The organism is Chitinophagaceae bacterium C216 (assembly GCA_028485475.2).
Lineage (GTDB): Bacteria > Bacteroidota > Bacteroidia > Chitinophagales > Chitinophagaceae > Niabella > Niabella composti.
In genome coordinates this window covers 2,572,259-2,593,344 of record CP144143.1, presented here as the reverse complement: position 1 = coordinate 2,593,344, position 21,086 = coordinate 2,572,259, and the positions used below count along the sequence as shown (strand labels likewise).

The window sequence follows — 21,086 nt, the reverse complement described above, 5'->3', positions numbered from 1 at the left end:
GCTTTAAAGGCATTAAAGAGAGAAAAGATCAAGGAACTAATTCTAGTCCCCAGTCTAGCCCTTTGTTAACAGCAGGTACCCCTTCTACTAACCATTTGGCAGGTTTTTCGCCTTTCAGCAGCCAATCGAAGAATTGTTGTTGACGTATCTGAATATCTTTTCTGTTTTTACGTTCTTCGAGATTGTGTTCTTCTCCGTTGTAATTGAGCATCCATACGGGTTTCCCTAAACGTCGCAGACCTGTAAATAATTCAATGCCCTGATACCAAGGCACTGCTCCGTCATTATCATTAGCCATAACTACTAGTGGAGTAGAAACTTTAGGTAGATGAAACAGTGGGGAGTTTTCGATATATAAATCGGGTCTTTCCCAGAGAGTGGCCCCGATGCGACTTTGTGTTTTTTCGTATTGAAACTGGCGGTTGAGACCCGAAGACCATCTTATACCCCCATAGGCACTGGTCATGTTGGCTACAGGAGCCCCTGCCCATGCAGCAGCAAACATGGGTGTCATGGTAATAATTTGAGCCACCTGAATACCACCCCAGCTTTGCCCTTGCAATCCCATATGTTTGCTATCAACCCAACTGAATTTTGTAAGTGCTTTAGCGCCGCTTACGATATAATCATAAGCGCTCTTGGCAGGATGACCGATGGTATAGCTAATATCAGGAGTCATCACTATGTACCCACGGCTTACAAAAAAAGAAATATTTAGGCGGCTGGGCGTAGGAGCCGGGGGATTGTATTTGTAAAGATTGTAGGAGAGCTTTTCATAGAAATATAATATTACTGGATATTTTTGAGTGCTGTCAAAGTTTTCCGGTTTATATAAAATTCCTGTGGCCGGTTTGCCTGAAAAAGTTTTCCATTTGAACAAGGAGGCTGTTCCCCAGTTGTATTCCTTTTGCTGTGGATTGATAAAGGAAAGCTGTTCTTCCTTATCTGCTAGATAGACATACACATTAGGAGATTGTTCAAAGCTTTCTCTACTATAAGCAAATACAGGAGCATTCTTAGCCTTTAGTACGGTGTTAAAATGATAGGGCTGATTATGAAATAAGCTAGGAGTAAGAATATCGTGGTTCAGCTTATTGTGTTGTAAGATGACGAGTCCGCTTTTTTTGGTGGTATTATCAAATAGTTTCAGCAGATTCATTTGAGAGGTATGGATGTATTTTTCATCCGAATCGCCCGAGATATATCGATATGTGATTTTGTTTTTTCTACCGTTTTGTGTGAGGTTGACAGGGGCTACCTTACCCGATGGGTCTACTTGCCAGATATCATATCTATCATAGATAAGAACATATTGGTCTTCGTCAACCCAACCTGCAATGCCATAAGGAGCAGGGGAGTCGGGTACATCATTTTCCTCATCACATAAAAGTGATTTGATGCCCGATGTGATTTTTATAGTCTTACTACCATCAAAGGAATAATAGTGTTGAGTCTTGTGATTATACCATATCACATATTTACCGGTAGGAGCTATCCATGAAGCGCTAATATGCCCGTCGAGATTTGTAACTACTGGGATTGTACGGTTGGTAACAATATCTATCCAATATATATCCTTTGGAGTACGCCCGGCCCATTGCGATGTTACTCGCCTGCCCGTATCGGTAATAGCTACAAAATATTTTGCATCGGCCAAAGCTCCTTCATATACATTGGGAAAAGAAAGACTGCCTATCTGAAACATTCTTTTTTGAACAAAGTCGTATACGGCGAGGTAACTTTTTTCGCGGTCTCTTTTTTGATTTTTTAATTGGTAAGGTTGTAGATAATCATCTTTGTAATGCCAGATATCCAGATTTACTTTATCAATGTCTTTTATTGTGGTATCCTTTGAAGGTCTTGCTGGTGCTGTACCGAATAGTAGTCGTTCGCCGGAAGTGCTAAATCGTAGCTGTGCAAATTCACTTACCCTATATCCTTTAGGGAAATGCGGTGTTAACGTATCAATCAGCTTGATAGCACTATCCATTCCCTGTTCGTAATACCAAAGCTCGTAATCAGGCTGTACTTCTTTTGCTCTGCCTTTTCTTTGTAATACAAAGGCGGCTTGATTTCCGTCTTCGGAAAGGGTTAAATTCTTGAAGTCTTTGCCGCCTCGCATGATGGTATCTGTCTTATGTGTTGTAAGATGAAAGCGTATAATGCAGGTGGAATTGATGGTATCGTTAAGATTTAAAGTTTGTTCAATCAACAGGTGTGTTCCTTTTTTATTGAATACATATTCGTTTACATGAGCAAATGTGTGCTGATAACCGGTGGAGGGATTCATCAGCAGTAGATGATTATTTTTTCCGGGATCAGGATGCTTATCTTTTTCTTGTTGTGGTTTTAAAGTGCTAATGAGATACTGTAGTGAATCGATAATCTGTCGCAGACTATCCTTCGCTGGATCAGCTTTGTAACGCCTTTGAGCAGTAGCGATTGTAGTATCTCGAAATAGACCTGCCACCCACTCGTTTTTTTCTCTAGGCGTTTTATACGATACTAGGTTGGGGTATTTGAGAATTTGAGTTCCTCCCAGCATAGCAATACCTAAGCTGTCTTTGGGCATATCGGCGACTTGCTTTTTTTTGATCTTTGCCTGTCTGATTTCGCTGTAAAGCGGCTTGATTTTGAAGATGAGCCATTGATCATCGCCCGTAATAGAGGCGTCATAACCGCGCGGAATTACTTTTTTATAATTGTTATCAGTAGATTGTATAATCAGTTCATCATCGCCTTCTTGTACTTTGATGTTGTATACAATCCATTTCCCGTCTTTGCTTAATAGGATATTGCTTATCGATTGCCAGCTGTCATAAACACTATGGTCTAATACTTTTTTCTGTGCATTAATCAAAAGACAACAAGCGCATTGCAAAAGAATTAGCGTTAGTTTTTTCATGGTGTAGATATAGTAAATGGGAATTGATATCGAATGCAGTGTATGTTACAATTTAGTGAAATGAAAAATTATATTACAAAAAACCTTTACTCCATTATAGAGCATAGCATCTGAAATCATAAATTCAGGAGTGTGGTGAGGCGGGGCTTTGGTAGGGTCATTACCCTTAGGCATTCCGCCGTAGTAAAGAAATACGGCAGGAGCTTTGCTTCCGTAATGGGCGAAATCCTCTGCTCCGGTTACCCATCGTGTTTCCTGCACGTTTTCTGCTCCGATTGTTTTCTGTAGTAGTGGAACGATTTTATGGGTCAGTTCAATATCATTGAAAGTAACAGGATTGTTTTTGTATATGACCACTTCTGCTGTAGCATTATTGGCTTCTGCAATATGAGTGGCGATATGTTGGAGACGTCTATGTACATCATTTTGCATGGTGGTATCAAAAGTGCGAATGGTACCTACCATCTCCAATTCTCCCGGAATAATATTATGGCGAACTCCAGCTTGTATCTTACCTACTGTAACTACCACTGGAGCTTTGGTGAGATCTTCCTGTCGGCTTACAATTTGCTGAATGGCATTGATGATTTGAGCTCCTGTGGTGATAGGGTCTATACTTTTCCAAGGTTGAGAACCATGTGAGGGTTTCCCTTTTATCTTAATAGTAAATCGGTCGCTGGCAGCCATGAAAGGCCCGGGTTTGTAATATACTTTGCCTTCTTCAATCCAGCTTTCAATATGCAAACCGAATATGGCATCCACTTTCGGATGATCCATCACACCTTCCTTTACCATAAGACTGGCGCCGCCTTCCTCACCGGGGGGAGCGCCTTCTTCTGCAGGCTGGAAAATGAACTTTACTGTTCCGGGAATGTCTTTTTTCATCGAAGCCAACACTTCCGCAGTGCCCATGAGAATAGCCACATGCGCATCATGTCCGCACGCATGCATTACAGGTACTTGCTCTCCCAAATATTCGGCTTTTACAGTGGATTTGAAGGGCAGGTCATTACGTTCTTCTACGGGAAGTGCATCCATGTCGGCGCGAAGGGCTATTACAGGACCCGGTTTGCCTCCTCGCAGGATACCCACGACGCCGGTTTTGGCCATCGTTTGGGTTTCAATGCCCAGCTTTTTAAGATGGGCTAAGATGTATTGTTGGGTTTTAAACTCGCGATTGCTGAGTTCCGGATTTTGATGAATTTGCCTGCGCCATTCTACGAGCTTGGGTTGTATAGCTTCTGCTTTTTGTGCAATCAGTTGTTCGATGTTTTGTGCAAAAAGCGGAAGTGCAATAAAATGGCACAGGCTAAGGAGTATTTTTCTCATTTTCCTAAGTTAGCTAAAAAATCATTTTAGCTAACACCTTCCACAGTTACATTCTTATCAATTTTCTGAATGAGTCCTTGTAAAACTTTTCCGGGACCACATTCGGTGAATTTGGAAGCTCCATTTTCTACCATCGATAGGATGGTTTGTGTCCAACGTACTGCTCCAGTAAGCTGCGCAATGAGGTTTTGCTTGATTTCATCTTTATCATATACAGCTTTTGCAGTAACATTTTGATAGATGGGGCAGATAGGTGTATGGAAATCGGTTTTTTCAATGGCTTCTTGAAGTTCTTTCCTTGCAGGTTCCATTAAAGGAGAGTGGAAAGCGCCGCCAACAGGTAGTACCAGCGCGCGTTTTGCTCCTGCAGCTTTCATTTTTTCGCAGGCCACTTCGATGCCCTTGATGCTGCCACTTATTACCAGCTGCCCCGGACAATTGTAGTTGGCCGGAACCACTACTTCGCCGGTTTCTTTTTGTACTTCGGCGCAAATTGCTTCAACTTTTTCATCGGGCAGGTTGATAATGGCTGCCATGGTAGAAGGTGTAATTTCACATGCTTTTTGCATAGCGCTGGCACGCACAGCTACTAGTTTCAGACCGTCTTCAAAGCTAATGGTGCCATTGGCCACCAGTGCTGAAAATTCTCCTAATGAATGCCCGGCCACCATATCGGGTTTGGCTTCTTGGATGGATTTATAAGCCACGATAGAGTGCAGAAATACTGCAGGCTGGGTAACGTTGGTTTGTTTTAATTCCTCATCTGAGCCATTGAACATAATGTCGGAGATTCTGAATCCCAGCACCTCATTGGCTTGTTCAAACAGCTTTTTGGCAAATACACTTTGTTCGTAAAGATCTTTTCCCATTCCGGTAAACTGAGAACCTTGTCCGGGGAAAACGAAAGCATGCTTCATCTTGTTATGACTTTTTTTCTAAATATAGTTATTTATAAACCGGGCTAAAGTTTCAGCAAAATGCGGCTACCCTTTAGCTTTATTGTTAATGCAAATCTGCACTGATTAATTTTAAAAACTCGCTTCGGGTGGGATTTTTTTGAAATTCTCCATCAAAAGCAGAAGTTGTAGTAACCGAGTTTTGTTTTTGCACGCCTCGCATCATCATGCACAGATGTTTTGCCTCGATTACTACTGCTACACCCAGAGGGTTGAGGGTTTCTTTAATGGCATTCATAATCTGTACCGTTAATCTTTCCTGTACTTGTAGCCGTCTACTAAATACATCTACTACGCGAGCAATTTTACTCAACCCCGTAATCCATCCGTTAGGAATATAGGCTACATGTGCTTTGCCAAAGAAAGGCAGTAGATGGTGCTCACACATGCTATACAGTTCAATATCTTTCACCACAATCATTTCGCTAACATCTTCATGAAATTTGGCGGAGTTGATAATAGCATGTGCATCCATCTGGTAGCCCTGCGTCATGAACTGCATGGCTTTTGCTTGACGCTCCGGAGTTTTTAGTAATCCTTCACGCGAGGCATCTTCACCCAACAGCGTGAGTATTTCTTTATAATGACGGATGAGTTGCTCCGTGATTGGGGTATCGTAATGTTCTGTTTTTTTATAGGACATGCTTTTCTAAAATTGTGATACGGGTGTTACCTGCCGGCCGGGTATTCTACAAAGTTTCGTGGAGTTTCATACAACCTCACTTGAAGGTCGAGATGCTCACTTATATGAGGCCGGATAAGGTTATAAATAACGATAACGATATTTTCTGCTGTAGGATTAAGATTTTTAAATTCTTCTGTATCTAAATTAAGGTTTTTATGGTCAAATCGGCTTACTACTTCTCTCTTAATGATATTGCTTAACTCTACTATATTGACTACAAATCCCGTCTGCGGGTCGATCTCTCCGGTTACTTTGACCACAATATCGTAATTATGTCCATGATAATTGGGAGAAGCGCATTTCCCAAAAATTTGCGTATTGGTAGCTTCGTCCCATTCCGGATTATATAAGCGGTGGGCTGCGTTAAAATGTTCCTCTCTGAAAACGGATACTTTCATTAATAATTCAGTCTGTTTTACGATTTTATATACAGGAACGTACGTTCAGGGTTAAAAAATTATTCTCCAAAATATTCCACATAGATGCGGGGAGTTTCGTAGAGCTTTATGCAGTGAAGCTGTACACCGGCAGGAATGTGTGGTTCCAATTGTTTCCAGATTTCGATTGCTAGATTTTCGGTACTACACATTTTGCCTTTCATGAAATCCACATCTTCATTAAGATTTTTATGGTCTAGCTTTTCAATAATATGTTCCCTGATAATGGTGCTCAATCTTTTTACATCAAATACAAACCCTGTTTCCGTATGTGGCCGAGCTTTTACGGTAACGTATAGGTCGTAGTTGTGCCCATGCCAGTTGGGATTGGCACATTTGCCAAAAACCGCCTGATTCCTTTCCTCGTCCCAATTCGGATTGTAAAGCCGATGGGCGGCATTAAAATGCTCTTTTCTTGTCAGATATACCATCGCGCAAAGGTAATATTTAGAAAGAATACCGACATTTGCTGCAACATTTTTTTTATGAATGTTCTGGTTCTATCTGCTACAAAGCTTGAAATAGCAGCTTCTACATCCTTTTTGAGGAAAAATAAAGTTGATGTGCTGATTACAGGTATTGGCATGCTATCAGCTACTTATGCACTAACCAAGGTTTTGTGGCAAAAAAAGCCCCGCTATATCATCCAAGCAGGTTTGGCGGGGAGTTTTGATAAAAACATTCCATTGGGAGCCGTATTGGCGGTGTCAAAGGATGGGATTGCGGATTTGGGTGTGATGGAGCAACAGCATTGGCGCTCGGTGTTCGATTTGGGACTCATGAGGGCGAATCAACCCCCTTTTATAAACGGCTGTTTGTTTAATCCTTATAAAAAGCTTTTAAAGAGTTGCGGTTTGCCACAAGTATCAGCCGTGACGGTGAATGAAATATCCACCAACAAAAAAAGAATTGCATTGTTAAAAGAGTGTGGTGCTGTACTGGAATCGATGGAGGGTGCAGCATTGCATTATGTGGCGAAGCTGGAGAAAATCCCCTTTTTGCAAATGCGAGCCGTTTCGAATTATGTAGGAGAGCGTAACAAGGAAAAATGGGATTTTAAAATGTCATTGGCGCGTTTGAATGAGGAGTTAGTGCGCATTATTGGGGTGCTGAAAGATGGAGTGATATAGTATTTGTTCATGTTTAATTTTGAAATTAGATGACAATATCAATAGGTTTTTCTCCCTGTCCGAACGATACTTTTATTTTCGATGCACTGGTAAATGGTAAAATAGATACGGGAGATATAAAGTTTGAGCCAGTATTAGAAGATGTGGAAACGCTTAATCAGTGGGCATTGGAGGGGAAGCTGGATATTACCAAACTGAGTTTTCCGGCTTATTTCAGAACAGCTACTACGTATCGTTTGTTAGATGCAGGTAGTGCATTGGGGAAGGGGGTTGGACCATTGCTGATTAGCAGCATCGATAGGCCGTTTTCTACGGACGATGTAAATAAAGCTACTGTTGTGTTACCTGGTATCAATACTACAGCCCATCTGCTTTTCAGCTTTGCCTATCCGGGGGCGCTTCATAAAACTTTCAAAGTGTTTCATGAAATCGAAGATGCAGTAGTGCGTGGTGAAGCCGATTTAGGTGTAATTATTCATGAAAACCGATTTACTTATCAGCAAAAAGGTTTGCATAAAGTAATGGACTTGGGCGAATATTGGGAGACAAAAATGGGGGTGCCCATTCCTTTGGGGGGTATTGTTATCAAAGAATCGTTGGGAGAGGAGTTGCGTCAAAGAGTAAACACGCTTATCAATAAGAGTCTACAATATGCGTTTGACAGATATCCTCAAGTTTCGGATTATGTAAAGCAGCACGCACAGACGATGAGTGAGGAAGTAATGCGTCAGCACATCGAATTATACGTTAATAATTATAGCCTCAACTTGGGCCCCGAAGGTCACAAAGCTGTTGAGGTATTAAGGAGCATTTTCGAGAAAATAGCACAGTAATAGAATCATATAGATTTCTATTATTCCTGTCCCACTTGAATGCTTTGTACCATTTTTTTGGCTGCCGGTTTGCCCTGGTAAATAGCTGGAGACCATTTAGGCATTTGTTCCATTTTCTCTACCAACACCGCATTGAAGTAGTCATCCACTCCTTTCAGTACTTTAAAGTTTACGGCAGAGCCATCAGTATCGATAATGAATTCTACCTGAGCAAAGGCTCTAGTAACATCATCGGGAAGTACTTTTTCCATTTCTTTGCTAAGCTCTTTCAGATACTCAGAAAAAGCAGCAGCACCACCCGGGTACTCAGGCCATTTAGCCACTGAAGTAGGTAAGAAGTCAATTTTACGCACAGTAGGTTTGTGATTACTGGTGGGGCGCACCTTAGGTTGAAACTTAGGTGTTTTGGGAAGGGCGTCTTTAATAACATATTCTCCATCGTCTCTAATCATCACCACCGGCACCTGTTTATATGTTTCGAAATAATCAAAAGCATCTTCCAATTTAGAGGCAAATGCTTTTAATTGCGGGTTGTCTTTAGTGAGCGTGTTGATGTATTCGTAACTTTTCTGCACATCAAATTTCACAGGAAAAATATGTACTGGGATAAAGTCCAGTCCTGCAGCTTTACTGCTGGCGGTCATCACATACAATTCCCCGATCTGGTCATCCTTGATGGGGATACAACCCACAGTGGAGCAACCTCCATGGATATAGATATCGCCTCCAGGTCTTACCGGGTCGCTTAATACACGGTCAGATGCATTAGGATAATTTAACCGAAGGGATAAGTAATAATTGCTGTTTGGATTAAAACCACTGATATGATAGAATCCTTCCGGAACCTGATAGTCGCCTTCAAATCTTTTAGGTCCTAGTGTTCCTACAAGAGCACACACCTTGTATATCTTAACAAGCTTATAGGGCTCTTCCAGTTTGTTTTTAGCCCATACCTCTAGCTGACTGTCATACTTAAACGAACGTATGTACAGATATCTGGCCGGCCAAATTAGGTTTTTGGCAGCAAAGAGAGCTTTTAAAGCAGCTTCTTTTCTGGCAAAGGATTCTCGTGGTCGCTGAAATCCCAGTTGATAAGTTAAGAAAGAAGAGGTGGAGACGTCAAAAGTGGAGGTCTGAGCTTGTAATGAAACAAAACCAATCAGAAGGATTACTGTCCAAATAAACTTTTTCATCATCAAAAAAGATTGCCTGTGGTACTGCGAAGAAAATGAAATATTTACGATTTTATGCAATGTTTTGAATAATATGTACAAATTTAGAATATAAGAGTTGAAAATTTCCATAACTAAATGTTATAAACTGAAAGGTGCATATGACACCCTTACCTATCTTTGCGACATGCGAAAAATCGGAATCTTAGGGGGAGGACAATTAGGCAGAATGTTGTTACAGGCGGCAGCCAATTATCCCGTTGAAACATATGTATTGGAAAATGATGCTGAATGTCCTGCAGCTCATTTATGTCATCATTTTACAAAAGGGGATATCACCCGGTATGATGATGTTTACAATTTTGGAAAAAATTTAGATGCCCTCACTATAGAGATTGAAAATGTAAACATTGACGCGCTTGAGCAATTGGAAAAAGAAGGAAAACGAATTTTTCCGAAACCTCAGGTATTGCGCATTATTTGTAATAAAGTTCGTCAGAAACAATATTACGCTGATTATAACATCCCTACGTCAGAATTTGTCGTAACGCAAAATTTGGAAGAATTAAGACAACACGTGCACTTGCTGCCAGCAGTACACAAACTGGGGCAAGGAGGGTACGATGGCAGAGGGGTTCAAATAATTGAGAATGAATCTGATATAGAGAAGGGGTTTGATGCAGAAAGCGTATTGGAGAAAAAAGTGGCTATCGAAAAAGAAATAGCACTTATGGTGGCGGTAGCTAATGATGGAAAAATAGCCATGTATCCGCCGGTGGAAATGGTTTTTGACGATGTGCTAAACCTGTTGAGTTATCAGCTTTGTCCGGCAGAGCTGAGTCAAGAAGTTTATTTTAAAGCCGAAGCAACTGCTCTTACCACAGTGAAAAACTTTCAATCTGCCGGTCTTTTTGCAGTAGAAATGTTTGTTACGCCTTCGGGCGATGTGTTGGTAAATGAAACGGCCCCCCGGGTACATAACAGCGGCCATCATACTATCGAGGCACATTACAGCTCGCAGTTTGATATGCTGTGGAGAATTATGCTCGATTATCCGTTGGGTTGTACCGATGCTATCATGCCTTCGCTCATGCAAAATATATTGGGAGCGGAAGGGCACAGCGGAGAAGCTCATTATGAGGGGTTGGAGGAAATGTTAAAGTTGGAAAATGCATTTTTTCATATCTATGGTAAGAAAAATACTAAGCCTGGTAGAAAGATGGGGCATGTAACCATCATCAGTAAAGAAAAGGCCGATTTGCTTCATAAGGCAAATAAGATAAAGCATAATTTATCTGTAGTTGCCAAAACTCCCCATGAGTAAGTCAGGTAAAAACAAAAGGTTTTGTAGATTTGAACGTCTCATAATAACATCATCTGCTTATTCATTTAGATTAACGATTTTGAATGCTACTGATTTTTTTAAACAAAAACGGAATATTACTAGCAATTGTTTGCCTGCTGTTTGCTGCTTGTGGACAGAAGCAAAACAATGCAAAGGGAGGGAATAATAACGGAAAACGTGCTGCGTCAAAACTGGATGGCTATATTGCTAAAGTAGCACCGTATGCGGAAATAATCGAAGTGCCGGGTACGATTGTCGCCAATGAGGCAACCGAAATACATCCGGAGGTTTCAGGCCGCATTGTGCAACTCAATATTGCCGAAGGTAAAGTGGTGTCGAAAGGTACTTTACTGGCCAAGATTTATGATGGTGACTTGCAGGCTCAGCTCAAAAAACTGCAGTCGCAGCTGGCAATAGCCCAATCCAATGAAGAACGGGCTGCACAATTATTAAAAATTCAGGCTATTAGCCGAAGCGATTATGATGCCGTATTGTTAAATCTGAATAATATTCAGGCCGATATTGATGTAGTGAAAACCGATATTCAGAAAACAGAAGTGCGTGCACCTTTCAGTGGAAAAATCGGTTTAAAGAATATTAGTCCTGGTACTTATGTAACGCCGTCCACGGTAATCGCCACTATCAATCAGGTAGAAGAATTAAAGCTCGATTTTTCTATTCCTGAAAAATATATTGGTAATATCGAAAACGGGCAGATGGTACATTTTACCGTTCAGGGAAGTAGTGAAACCTATACGGCAAAGATATATGCAACATCTGCAAATGTAACACTGAATAGCAGAACGCTGGACGTGCGCGCGAAAATAGTTGGCAACACTGCAGGATTAGTACCGGGCGCTTTTGCTAAAATTAGAATTGAGCTCGCTCCGCGAAATGTAATTTTTGTGCCATCACAAGCAGTTATTCCTACGATAAAAGGAAAGCAGGTAATTGTGTACCGTGAGGGTAAAGCTGTATTTACCGAAGTGGAACTGAGCGGACGGGATTCGGCCAGAGTGGCTGTGGAGAGAGGCCTAAAAGAAGGGGATACGATTGTAGTATCTGGTGTCATGAGCACCAAGCCTGACTCGAAGATTGAGATAGGAAGGATTGTATATTAGAGGAATCGACAGAAAGCGGTTTCCCCAATAGCTTGTCATATATCGTTTTTTTATTTGTAAATAGCCGAAGCGGGAGATTTTTTAATGAATATTTCTGAATTAAGTTTAAAGAGACCGGTTCTGGCAATAGTGATGAATATCATCATTATTGTATTTGGTATCATCTCGTTTAAGTTTCTGGGAGTTCGGGATTATCCTGCTATCGATCCTCCCAATATCAGCGTACGTACTACTTATGCAGGCGCCAATGCTGATATTATCGAATCTCAGATAACAGAGCCGCTCGAGGATGCTATCAACGGTATTCCGGGTATCAGAAATATCACTTCTATCAGTAGTAATGGTGTCAGTAATATCAATGTTGAATTTGAAGTAGGAGTAGATCTGGAAGCTGCCGCTAATGATGTGCGCGATAAAGTAGCGGCTGCACAAAGAAGCTTACCTCCTGATTTAGAAGCTCCTTCTTCAGTGAGTAAGGCTGATGCCAGTGCCGAGCCTATCCTGGCCATGACTGTGCAGAGTGATACCAAAAACCCTATGGAGCTGAGTGAGTATGCCACGAATGTGTTGGTAGATCGTCTTCAAACTATTCCTGGAGTAAGTAGTATTGATACATGGGGTGAAAAGCGGTTTGCTATGCGGTTATGGCTCGATCCTAATAGAATGGCCGCACTGAAAGTAACTACAGGAGATATTCAGGCCGCTTTGCAGCGTGAAAATGTAGAGTTGCCTTCTGGAAAACTTACAGGAGAAAATACCGAGTTGAGCATACGAACCTTTGGACGTTTAGATACGGAAGAAGAGTTCGAGAATGTAATCATAAGAAATGAAAACGGTGCAGACATACGTATTAAGGATGTAGCGAAAGTAGTGCTGGGTCCTGAAAATGAAGAGTCGCAGTTGAAGGAGAGTGCCGTACCAATGATTGCATTAGCTGTCATTCCTCAGCCAGGAGCGAATTATGTTTCCATATCAAATGAGTTTTACAAACGCCTAGAAGAGATAAAGAAAGAGGTACCTTCGGATATTACCTTGAAAATTGCCCTCGATCAGACTACTTATATTAAGACATCTATTAAAGAAGTAGAAGAAACTTTATTCATTGCCATTGGCCTGGTAATAATTATTATCTATCTGTTTTTCCGCGATTGGATTTTATCCATCAGGCCATTACTGGATATTCCGGTTTCGCTTATTGGTGCTTTTTTCATCATGTACATAATGGGGTACACCATTAATGTGCTTTCGCTGCTTGCCATTGTATTGGCCACAGGTTTGGTGGTGGATGATGGTATTGTGGTTACAGAGAATATTTTTAAAAAGCTTGAACAGGGCAAAAGTAAACGCAGAGCCGCTCTCGAGGGATCCAAAGAAATTTACTTTGCAGTAATTGCTACTTCTATTACGCTTGCGATCGTGTTCCTTCCTATTGTGTTCCTACAAGGTTTTGTGGGACGTCTGTTCCGTGAATTTGGTATTGTAGTGGCAGGAGCGGTACTAATATCAGCTTTTGTATCCTTGACCCTAACGCCGGTGCTGAATGTATTTGTTGCGAAGAAAAATGTACATGATCATTCATGGTTCTATAGAAAAACAGAACCCTTTTTTCTGGGTATGGAAAAACTTTATGAACGTACGCTGAAAGCGTTCATGAAAGTGAGGTGGATGGCATGGGTGATTGTACTAGTGTGTTTTGGTATTATTTACTTTATTGGAACCAATATTCAGTCTGAGCTAGCACCCCTGGAAGATAAGAGTCAGTTTAGGCTCAGTTTGTCGGCGCCGGAAGGTACTTCGTTCTATGCTATGGACCGGTATATCGATAAGGTGTCAAAATTCATAATGGATTCGGTTCCTGAACATGAAATCGTACTTTCTCTGGCAGGGTCTAGGCAAAGCGGAAATGCAAATTCTGGGTTTGTACGCGTAAGGCTGGTGCCTCCTACCGAGCGGGAGCGCTCTCAAAAAGAAATTGTAGAATATGTGAACCGCCATGTTTCTAAATTTACAGAGGCTAGGGCATTTGCGATACAGGATCAGACTATTCAGGTAAACAGACGTGGGGGGCAGGCTGTACAGTTTGTAATTCAGAATAACAACTTCGATAAACTGGCCGAAGTGTTGCCTAAGTTTCTGGAGGAAGCTAATAAGAGCGATATACTGCAACAAGTAGATGCCGATCTTAAGTTCAATAAACCTGAACTAAGAGTACGTATTGATAGACTTAAAGCTGCACAGCTAGGCGTATCCGTTGCAGATGTTTCACAAGCGTTACAAACGGCATACAGTAATCAGCGGTTGGGATATTTTACCAGAAGTGGAAAGCAGTATCAGGTAATTGCACAGGTAGATCGGTTGGATCGAAATGATCCTGATGATCTCAAGAAAATATTTGTACGTAATAAATCCGGACAATTGATTAGTTTGGATAACATCACTACGGTGGAAGAGTCTACTACACCACCTACAATTTATCACTATAACAGATATAAATCGGCAACTATATCGGCTAATTTGGCTGAAGGTTATACGGTAGGCGATGGCGTTAAGGAAATGAGGCGTATTGCCAATCAAGTATTGGATGAAAGCTTCACCACATCACTTACGGGATCGGCAAGAGATTTTGAAGAAAGTAGTAGTAATACGGCATTTGCCTTTTTGCTAGCTTTAGGGCTCATTTATCTAGTGCTTGCCGCCCAGTTTGAAAGCTTTATAGATCCGTTTATTATTATGATTACGGTGCCATTGGCATTGGCAGGTGCCTTACTATCCTTATGGATATTCGGCCAAACACTGAACATCTTCTCACAGATAGGTATGATTATGCTTATCGGTTTGGTTACGAAGAACGGTATTCTTATTGTGGAGTTTGCTAATCAAAGCCGGAGGCGCGGCATGTCGAAGCCACAGGCAGTGGTTTTTGCTGCCTGCCAGCGTTTGCGTCCTATTTTGATGACTAGTATGGCGATGGCTTTAGGAGCTTTGCCTATTGCATTGTCATTAGGAGCGGCAGCTACCAGTCGCATACCTTTGGGAATCGTAATTGTAGGGGGTATCACCTTCTCTTTAATTCTTACATTATATGTACTGCCGGCCATATACAGCTATATGTCTGCTAATAAGAAAAACCGGGAGTTTGAAGAGCTGCTGAAAGAAGAGGATGAGCTATCTGAGACAAAAGAATTGGTTACTGCATAAATTTTATATAAAGAGCTTTAATAGGTTTTTGTTATATCGAAAAAATGAGGGTTACGTTCATAAAGAAGATTGCGGCAATACTGTCAGCTTGTTTCTGGATTTCAGTAAACGGGCAACGTGTGCTGACACTGGAAGAGGCCATTGCTACTGCGCTTCAAAATAACTACGATATCCAGCTTGCCAGAGGCGATTCTTTAGTGGCGGCCATCGATTACAGTTACAGAAATGCCGTTTTCTTACCTTCTGTAAATATAAACGCCGGTGCTACATTCAATAATAATAATCAAAGACAAACGCTGGCAGACGGTAGCGAGCGGAAATCCAATAATGTAAGGTCGAACAATATTCAGGGGAGTTTAGGATTGGATTGGGTGCTTTTCGATGGGTTGCGCATGTTTGCTACACGCGATAAGGTAGCCGCATTACTGGAATCCGGAGCCTATAGCGCCAAAGAGCAAGTGATTAATACTGTTGCGCAAGTAATCAACATCTATTATAATATCGCCAGACAACAACAATTGATTAAAGCTACGGATGTTCAGATTGAGCTAAACGAAGAAAGAGCCAACCTAGCACAATATAAGCTGGATATCGGAAGCGGAACCAAGCCTGATGTATTGCAAAGTAAAGTGGACTTGAATGAACAGAAGGCGTTAAAAATGCGCCAGCAGACGCTGGTAACACAGCTCAAGAGTCAATTACTTCAGGTGATGAACAGCAAGATTCAAGAACATGAATTTACAATCCCAGATACTATTCCTTTAAATTTTGACATTACCTTGGGAGATGTGCAGGATGGTCTGGAACGTACCAATCCTACACTGCTGCGTGCACGCTCGGCCATTGATATTGCAGAGTATGAACTGAAAGAAACCAAGGCGGGACTTTGGCCTACTTTGTCTTTTGGATCGGCCTACAATTTCAGTCGTACTTCGAATAAAAAAGTGCTGAACAATTTTTCTACCTTATTTAATCAGTTTCATGGGTATAATTATGGCTTTACTGCCAGAATTCCTATTTTTAATCAATTTACAGTAAAGCGTCAAATAAAACAGGATAAGCTGAATATTACTCTGCAGCAACTCCAGTATGAGAACCAACGTTCTCTTATTAGACTAGCAGTATTAAATGCTTTTAAGGAGTACATACAGCAGCAAAACGCCTTAAAGCTTGAAGAAGAGAATATTTTACTGGCGGAGGAAAACGTAGATATTGTTTTCCAAGCTTACAAACTTGGTGGTGCTACACTGGTACAGCTTCGTGAAGCCCAAAACAGTTTAGCACAGGCTTACGACCGCTTGATTGATGCTCGTTACAATTTAAAACGTGCAGAAACGGAGCTGTTGCGGTTAAAGGGTGATATTATTAAGTAAAGCTTTTTTACATCTTACAGACTCTTGGAGTGGTCTTCCTCTTCTACATAATCTGGAAATACTTTCTTTTTTCGGAATGAGAAGTGACGCTGGGCTAGATAACTTACTATGATAATAATAGCCGTAGTGCCTATTTGCGCAAAAGTGGGATAAATATGCAAACCTTCTACCGCCACTTTCAGTAATACATAGTTTAATAGTAAGTTGAAAGAGCATACTAATAGGTATCTAAATAACTGTACATGACCTTTGATTTTACTATCGTCAAAGACGATATACTTCATTAGAAAGAATCCAAATAAAAAAGAGGCGGTAAAAGAAACGATGAGCGCTGCCGTATAGGACTCAAATGCATATATTCGAAAATTGAAATCCTCTTCTCGGAAAATATAATGGTAAGCTACATAGAATACTGCCAATCCAAAAAGCGTATTGGCTGAACCACACACCAAGTATCGGAATGCCTGCAGAGGCATCAGCTTTTTAAATGGTGGATAAAAAAAGTCGATGACTGGGATTATCAGTTTTCTGGCACTATAAAAAAGCTGTCTCATCGGAATTGCGAAGATATTGGTATTTAAAACTATTTGTGAGGGTTGGTTTCTTATTTTTGCAGCAAAATTTAATGGTATGAGCATTGTCGCGGAACTGAAGCCTGTAATTGTGTCAACATTGAAAAGCCTCTATAATCAGGATTTTAAGGAGGATACTATTGCTATAAATCTTACAAAGCCTGAATTTGAAGGAGATTATACTTTAGTACTTTTTTCATTTATTAAGCAGCTGAAAAGCAACCCTGAGGTGGTGGGCAAGGAAATAGGAGAAAAACTAATTGCCGACTATCCACATCTTTTTACTGCATATAATGTTATAAAGGGATTTTTAAATCTTACAATTAGTGATTCTTACTGGCTGAAGTTCCTAGATCAGCATTACGCACACGTAAAGACGGAGCATGCGGGTGCTGCTAAAAAGATCATGCTGGAATATTCTTCGCCCAATACCAATAAGCCCTTACACCTGGGGCATCTTAGAAATATCTTTCTGGGGTGGAGTGTGTCAGAAATGCTGAAAGCGCAAGGCCATGAGGTGTTCAAAAGCTGTATTTCCAACGATCGCGGCATTCATATCTGTAAGTCGATGATTGCTTGGAAAGAGTTTGCCAACGGCGCTACACCCGAAAGTACTGGTATAAAAGGCGACCATCTGGTGGGTGATTATTACGTGAAGTTTGGTGAAGAACATAAAAAGCAGGTTGCTGCTTTAATGGAGGAGGGCATGAGTAAAGAAGAAGCCGAAAAGAATGCTCCCATCATGAAGGCCGCACAGCAAATGCTGGTAGACTGGGAACAAGGAAATGCAGAAGTGGTAGCATTGTGGAAGCAAATGAACGGTTGGGTTTACGAAGGATTTAATCAGACATATACACGCATTGGAGCCGATTTTGATAAAAACTATTACGAGAGCGAAACATACCTCCTGGGAAAAGCTTTTGTACAGGATGGATTGGAGAAAGGGGTATTCTACAAGAAAGAAGATGGTAGTGTATGGATTGACTTAACCGCTGACGGGCTGGATGAGAAAATTGTACAGCGTAAGGATGGTACTTCAGTTTATATTACTCAGGACCTAGGGCTTGCAGACGAAAAGTACAAAGACTTCCCTTATGATGAAAGCATTTATGTGATAGCTGATGAGCAAAACTATCACATGAAAGTACTAAAACTGATATTGCAAAAGCTAGGTAAGCCGTATGCTGATAAAATCCATCATCTGAGTTACGGGATGGTGGAACTACCCACCGGACGGATGAAAACCCGTGAGGGTACTGTAGTGGATGCTGATGATTTACTGGATGAGCTGGTGAAAGTGGCAGCAGCAAAAACAGAGGAATTGGGTAAGGTGAGTGGCTTCACAGAGTCTGAGCTTAATGAGCTTTACGAAACAATTGCCCTGGGGGCACTAAAATTCTTCCTGCTACGTGTAGATCCTAAAAAACGAATGATCTTTAATCCTGAAGAAAGCATCGATTTTCATGGATTTACCGGGCCATTTATCCAATACACACATGCGCGCATCCGTTCTGTGTTGAGGAATGAAACGATTAAAAATGATGCGCCGGTAACATCTGAGCTTTTAAAACTCGAGAAAGAATTGCTTGTTTTGTTAGAGCAATTCAATATAACACTTCAGCAGGCCGCAGCCGAATTTAACCCTTCATTGATTGCTATTTATGCATTCAATGTGGCGAAGCTGTACAACAGCTTTTATGCAGCACATTCCATACGCAATGCTGAAAGTGAGGAAAAGAAACAATTGCGATTAAAAATATCGCAGCTTACAGCCAATACCATTGCGGAAGCTATGCGCTTGCTGGGTATCAAAGTGCCCGAGCGTATGTAAGGCTACTTTGCTAATGTCTATAGCAGATAAACTGAGGGGGTACATGTTTGTACCCCCTTTTTAGGTGGCAATACTATTTTAAAATCAGTCCGGCCAGAGGTGGAATATTGATGGTAATGCGGTATCGTTGTTCGATTGCATCAACACATTCGCATCTAATTTGAGGATTATACACATCTCCGGTTCCGTCATACTCTTTTAAATCAGAATTGAAAATTTCCTGAGTATACTGTTTGCCCGTGATTTCTATAACCCAGTCGGTTCGTACTTCCGGAGTCATATTTAATACAATCAGTAGATCGTCTTCTGGATTTTCACCTTTACGTTTATATACTATTACGCATTCTTCACGATGATTTAAATCTACCCATTCAAATCCATCGGTAGTGAACTGTTTGATGTGTAGGGCGGGCTCGGTTTTTAATAGTTGATTCAGCTGTTTCAAACAGTGCTGTGCGCCTCTATGACTTTGGTATTGTAATAAATGCCAGTCTAATTCACTTTTATAATTCCATTCGCTGGTTTGTCCGAATTCACTGCCCATGAATAGCAACTTAGCTCCGGGGTGTGTCCACATATAAGTAAAAAATAGCCGGAGGTTGGCGAATTTTTGCCAGAGGTCTCCCGGCATCTTAAAAATGAGCGGACTTTTGCCATGTACTACTTCGTCATGACTGATGGGTAGCATGAAGTTTTCGTCGTAGTAGTACATCATGCTAAATGTAAAGTCGTTCTGATGGTGTGCTCTATATATGGGGTCGCGTTTAAAGTAGTTTAAAGAGTCGTGCATCCATCCCATCATCCATTTCATGCCAAAACCTAGTCCTCCCGTGTAGGTGGGTTTGGAAACACCCGGCCAGTCGGTAGCTTCTTCGGCAATGGTTTGTACATCGGGAAAATCTCGGTATACCATTTCGTTGAGGTCTTTGATAAACTGTATGGCTTCCAGGTTACCATCGCCTCCAAATTCATTCGGTTCCCATTCGCCTTCTTTCCTAGAATAATTCAGTTTTAGCATAGAGCTGACCGCATCTACACGTATACCATCGATATGAAATACATCGAACCAAAAACGAGCATTGCTGATAAGAAAGGACTTTACTTCTCCTCTTTTATAATTAAAGATATAACTGTTCCAATCTGGATGAAATCCCTTACGCATATCGGCATATTCGTAGGTGTGGTTGCCATCAAACATGTACAATCCATGTGTATCGTAAGGGAAATGAGAGGGCACCCAATCCAGAATGACACCGATTCCTTCCTGATGAAAAGCATCGATAAGTCGCATGAGCCCCTGAGGATCTCCGAAACGAGATGTGGGAGCATAATAACCTGTAATTTGATACCCCCAGCTGCCATCAAAAGGGTGTTCTGCAATGGGCATGAGCTCTACGTGCGTAAAGCCCATTTCTTTTACATAAGGTACCAATCGTTCTCTTATCTGATCGTAAGTATTGTATTTATGTTCATTGCCGGGCTCTGGTCTTTGCCAGCTGGCTAAGTGTACTTCATATACGCTCCATGGCGCGTTCAGCGCGTTATGTTTTTTCCTGTTTTGCATCCATTCCTGGTCATTCCATGCATAGTATAGATCCCAAGTGATGGATGCTGTAAGGGGTTTTAGCTCCCAGAAATGTGCAAAAGGGTCGCCTTTGTCTCCAATAAAATTATTGGCTCCCACAATATGGTATTTGTAAACCTCTCCTAGCTTAAAATGAGGGATGAAGCCTTCCCATATGCCACTTTTATCCCAACGCGGATGCAGCGGATGCGCCAGCTTGTCCCAATTATTAAAATTGCCTATAACGTTTACAAATTTGGCACTGGGTGCCCATACACAGAAGTACATACCCCATATGCCGTTCACTTTAATAGAGTGCGAGCCAAATTTTTCATATAGGGTATAGTGTGTACCATTCTGAAAGTTTTTAATGTCTTCATCAGTTAGCAGGGAATAATTCCACACAGGTTTTGTGGTGTCGATGAAGTGCTCTCTTTCGAATTGTTCCTGTAATTGCTGAAGATTGATAGGCATTGTTACTCTTTGCAGCAATTTACGAAAAAACACCTTAGCGCAACAATCCATGTCTAAAAGTCTTTGTTTACCGAGGAAATATAGCTTTTTGCCGAATTATGGTATTTGTTACTGGAAGGTATTAGTACCTTAGATATTTATGGCTTTATGTTAGTGTCGTT

The 21,086-nt window shown here is 41.2% G+C and carries 16 protein-coding genes; 7 read left to right on the top strand and 9 right to left on the bottom strand.

Annotated features, from left to right (window positions below):
* Positions 1–28: 28 nt before the first annotated feature.
* The 6 genes from PIECOFPK_RS10985 to PIECOFPK_RS10960 form a co-directional block, all read right to left on the bottom strand.
* Positions 29–2,905: an alpha/beta hydrolase family protein gene (locus PIECOFPK_RS10985; protein WP_409965881.1), complete on the bottom strand. Its 2,877-nt coding sequence runs from the start codon at positions 2,903–2,905 to the stop codon at positions 29–31.
* A gap of 45 nt (positions 2,906–2,950) precedes the next feature.
* Entirely contained in the window at positions 2,951–4,234 is a 1,284-nt protein-coding gene (locus tag PIECOFPK_RS10980) for an amidohydrolase (protein ID WP_409965880.1), read from the bottom strand.
* Positions 4,235–4,260: 26 nt separating this feature from the next.
* Entirely contained in the window at positions 4,261–5,151 is an 891-nt protein-coding gene (gene fabD, locus PIECOFPK_RS10975; RefSeq protein ID WP_409965879.1) for an ACP S-malonyltransferase, read from the bottom strand.
* An 85-nt stretch (positions 5,152–5,236) separates the two neighbouring features.
* The gene (gene folE, locus PIECOFPK_RS10970) at positions 5,237–5,833 is read right to left on the bottom strand and encodes a GTP cyclohydrolase I FolE (RefSeq protein WP_330975168.1); all 597 of its coding nucleotides are present in this window, start codon (positions 5,831–5,833) and stop codon (positions 5,237–5,239) included.
* Positions 5,834–5,859: 26 nt separating this feature from the next.
* The gene (locus PIECOFPK_RS10965) at positions 5,860–6,273 is read right to left on the bottom strand and encodes a 6-pyruvoyl trahydropterin synthase family protein (RefSeq protein WP_330975169.1); all 414 of its coding nucleotides are present in this window, start codon (positions 6,271–6,273) and stop codon (positions 5,860–5,862) included.
* A 59-nt stretch (positions 6,274–6,332) separates the two neighbouring features.
* Positions 6,333–6,743, bottom strand: coding sequence for a 6-pyruvoyl trahydropterin synthase family protein (locus PIECOFPK_RS10960; protein WP_330975170.1), 411 nt, complete (start codon positions 6,741–6,743; stop codon positions 6,333–6,335).
* A 54-nt stretch (positions 6,744–6,797) separates the two neighbouring features.
* Here PIECOFPK_RS10960 and mqnB point away from each other — a divergent pair, with 54 nt between their 5' ends.
* Complete coding sequence (gene mqnB / locus PIECOFPK_RS10955) at positions 6,798–7,442, top strand: futalosine hydrolase (protein ID WP_409965878.1); 645 nt, start codon at positions 6,798–6,800, stop codon at positions 7,440–7,442.
* Between the two features lie 29 nt (positions 7,443–7,471).
* Positions 7,472–8,275: a 1,4-dihydroxy-6-naphthoate synthase gene (locus PIECOFPK_RS10950; protein WP_330975172.1), complete on the top strand. Its 804-nt coding sequence runs from the start codon at positions 7,472–7,474 to the stop codon at positions 8,273–8,275.
* Between the two features lie 20 nt (positions 8,276–8,295).
* On the opposite strand, the gene PIECOFPK_RS10945 is transcribed toward PIECOFPK_RS10950, so the two are convergent.
* Positions 8,296–9,471, bottom strand: coding sequence for a L,D-transpeptidase family protein (locus PIECOFPK_RS10945; protein ID WP_409965877.1), 1,176 nt, complete (start codon positions 9,469–9,471; stop codon positions 8,296–8,298).
* Positions 9,472–9,634: 163 nt separating this feature from the next.
* On the opposite strand from PIECOFPK_RS10945, the gene PIECOFPK_RS10940 reads away from it, so the two are divergent.
* The 4 genes from PIECOFPK_RS10940 (at position 9,635) to PIECOFPK_RS10925 (ending at position 16,484) form a co-directional block, all read left to right on the top strand.
* Positions 9,635–10,771, top strand: a complete 1,137-nt coding sequence (locus PIECOFPK_RS10940; protein ID WP_409965876.1) for a 5-(carboxyamino)imidazole ribonucleotide synthase — start codon at positions 9,635–9,637, stop codon at positions 10,769–10,771.
* Between the two features lie 83 nt (positions 10,772–10,854).
* A complete protein-coding gene (locus PIECOFPK_RS10935; protein WP_330975175.1) occupies positions 10,855–11,913 on the top strand; it encodes an efflux RND transporter periplasmic adaptor subunit in 1,059 nt (352 codons plus the stop codon).
* An 84-nt stretch (positions 11,914–11,997) separates the two neighbouring features.
* Entirely contained in the window at positions 11,998–15,111 is a 3,114-nt protein-coding gene (locus PIECOFPK_RS10930; RefSeq protein ID WP_330975176.1) for an efflux RND transporter permease subunit, read from the top strand.
* A gap of 44 nt (positions 15,112–15,155) precedes the next feature.
* Positions 15,156–16,484: a TolC family protein gene (locus tag PIECOFPK_RS10925; protein ID WP_409965875.1), complete on the top strand. Its 1,329-nt coding sequence runs from the start codon at positions 15,156–15,158 to the stop codon at positions 16,482–16,484.
* Between the two features lie 14 nt (positions 16,485–16,498).
* Here the strand turns inward: PIECOFPK_RS10925 and PIECOFPK_RS10920 are convergent, their stop codons facing one another.
* Positions 16,499–17,038: a GtrA family protein gene (locus PIECOFPK_RS10920; RefSeq protein WP_330975178.1), complete on the bottom strand. Its 540-nt coding sequence runs from the start codon at positions 17,036–17,038 to the stop codon at positions 16,499–16,501.
* A 76-nt stretch (positions 17,039–17,114) separates the two neighbouring features.
* Here PIECOFPK_RS10920 and argS point away from each other — a divergent pair, with 76 nt between their 5' ends.
* Positions 17,115–18,887 (top strand): arginine--tRNA ligase, encoded by a 1,773-nt coding sequence (gene argS / locus PIECOFPK_RS10915; protein ID WP_330975179.1) that lies wholly within the window; start codon positions 17,115–17,117, stop codon positions 18,885–18,887.
* Positions 18,888–18,960: 73 nt separating this feature from the next.
* Here the strand turns inward: argS and glgB are convergent, their stop codons facing one another.
* On the bottom strand, positions 18,961–20,925 hold the full coding sequence (gene glgB, locus PIECOFPK_RS10910) for a 1,4-alpha-glucan branching protein GlgB (protein ID WP_409965874.1): 1,965 nt from the start codon (positions 20,923–20,925) through the stop codon (positions 18,961–18,963).
* Positions 20,926–21,086 lie beyond the last annotated feature (161 nt).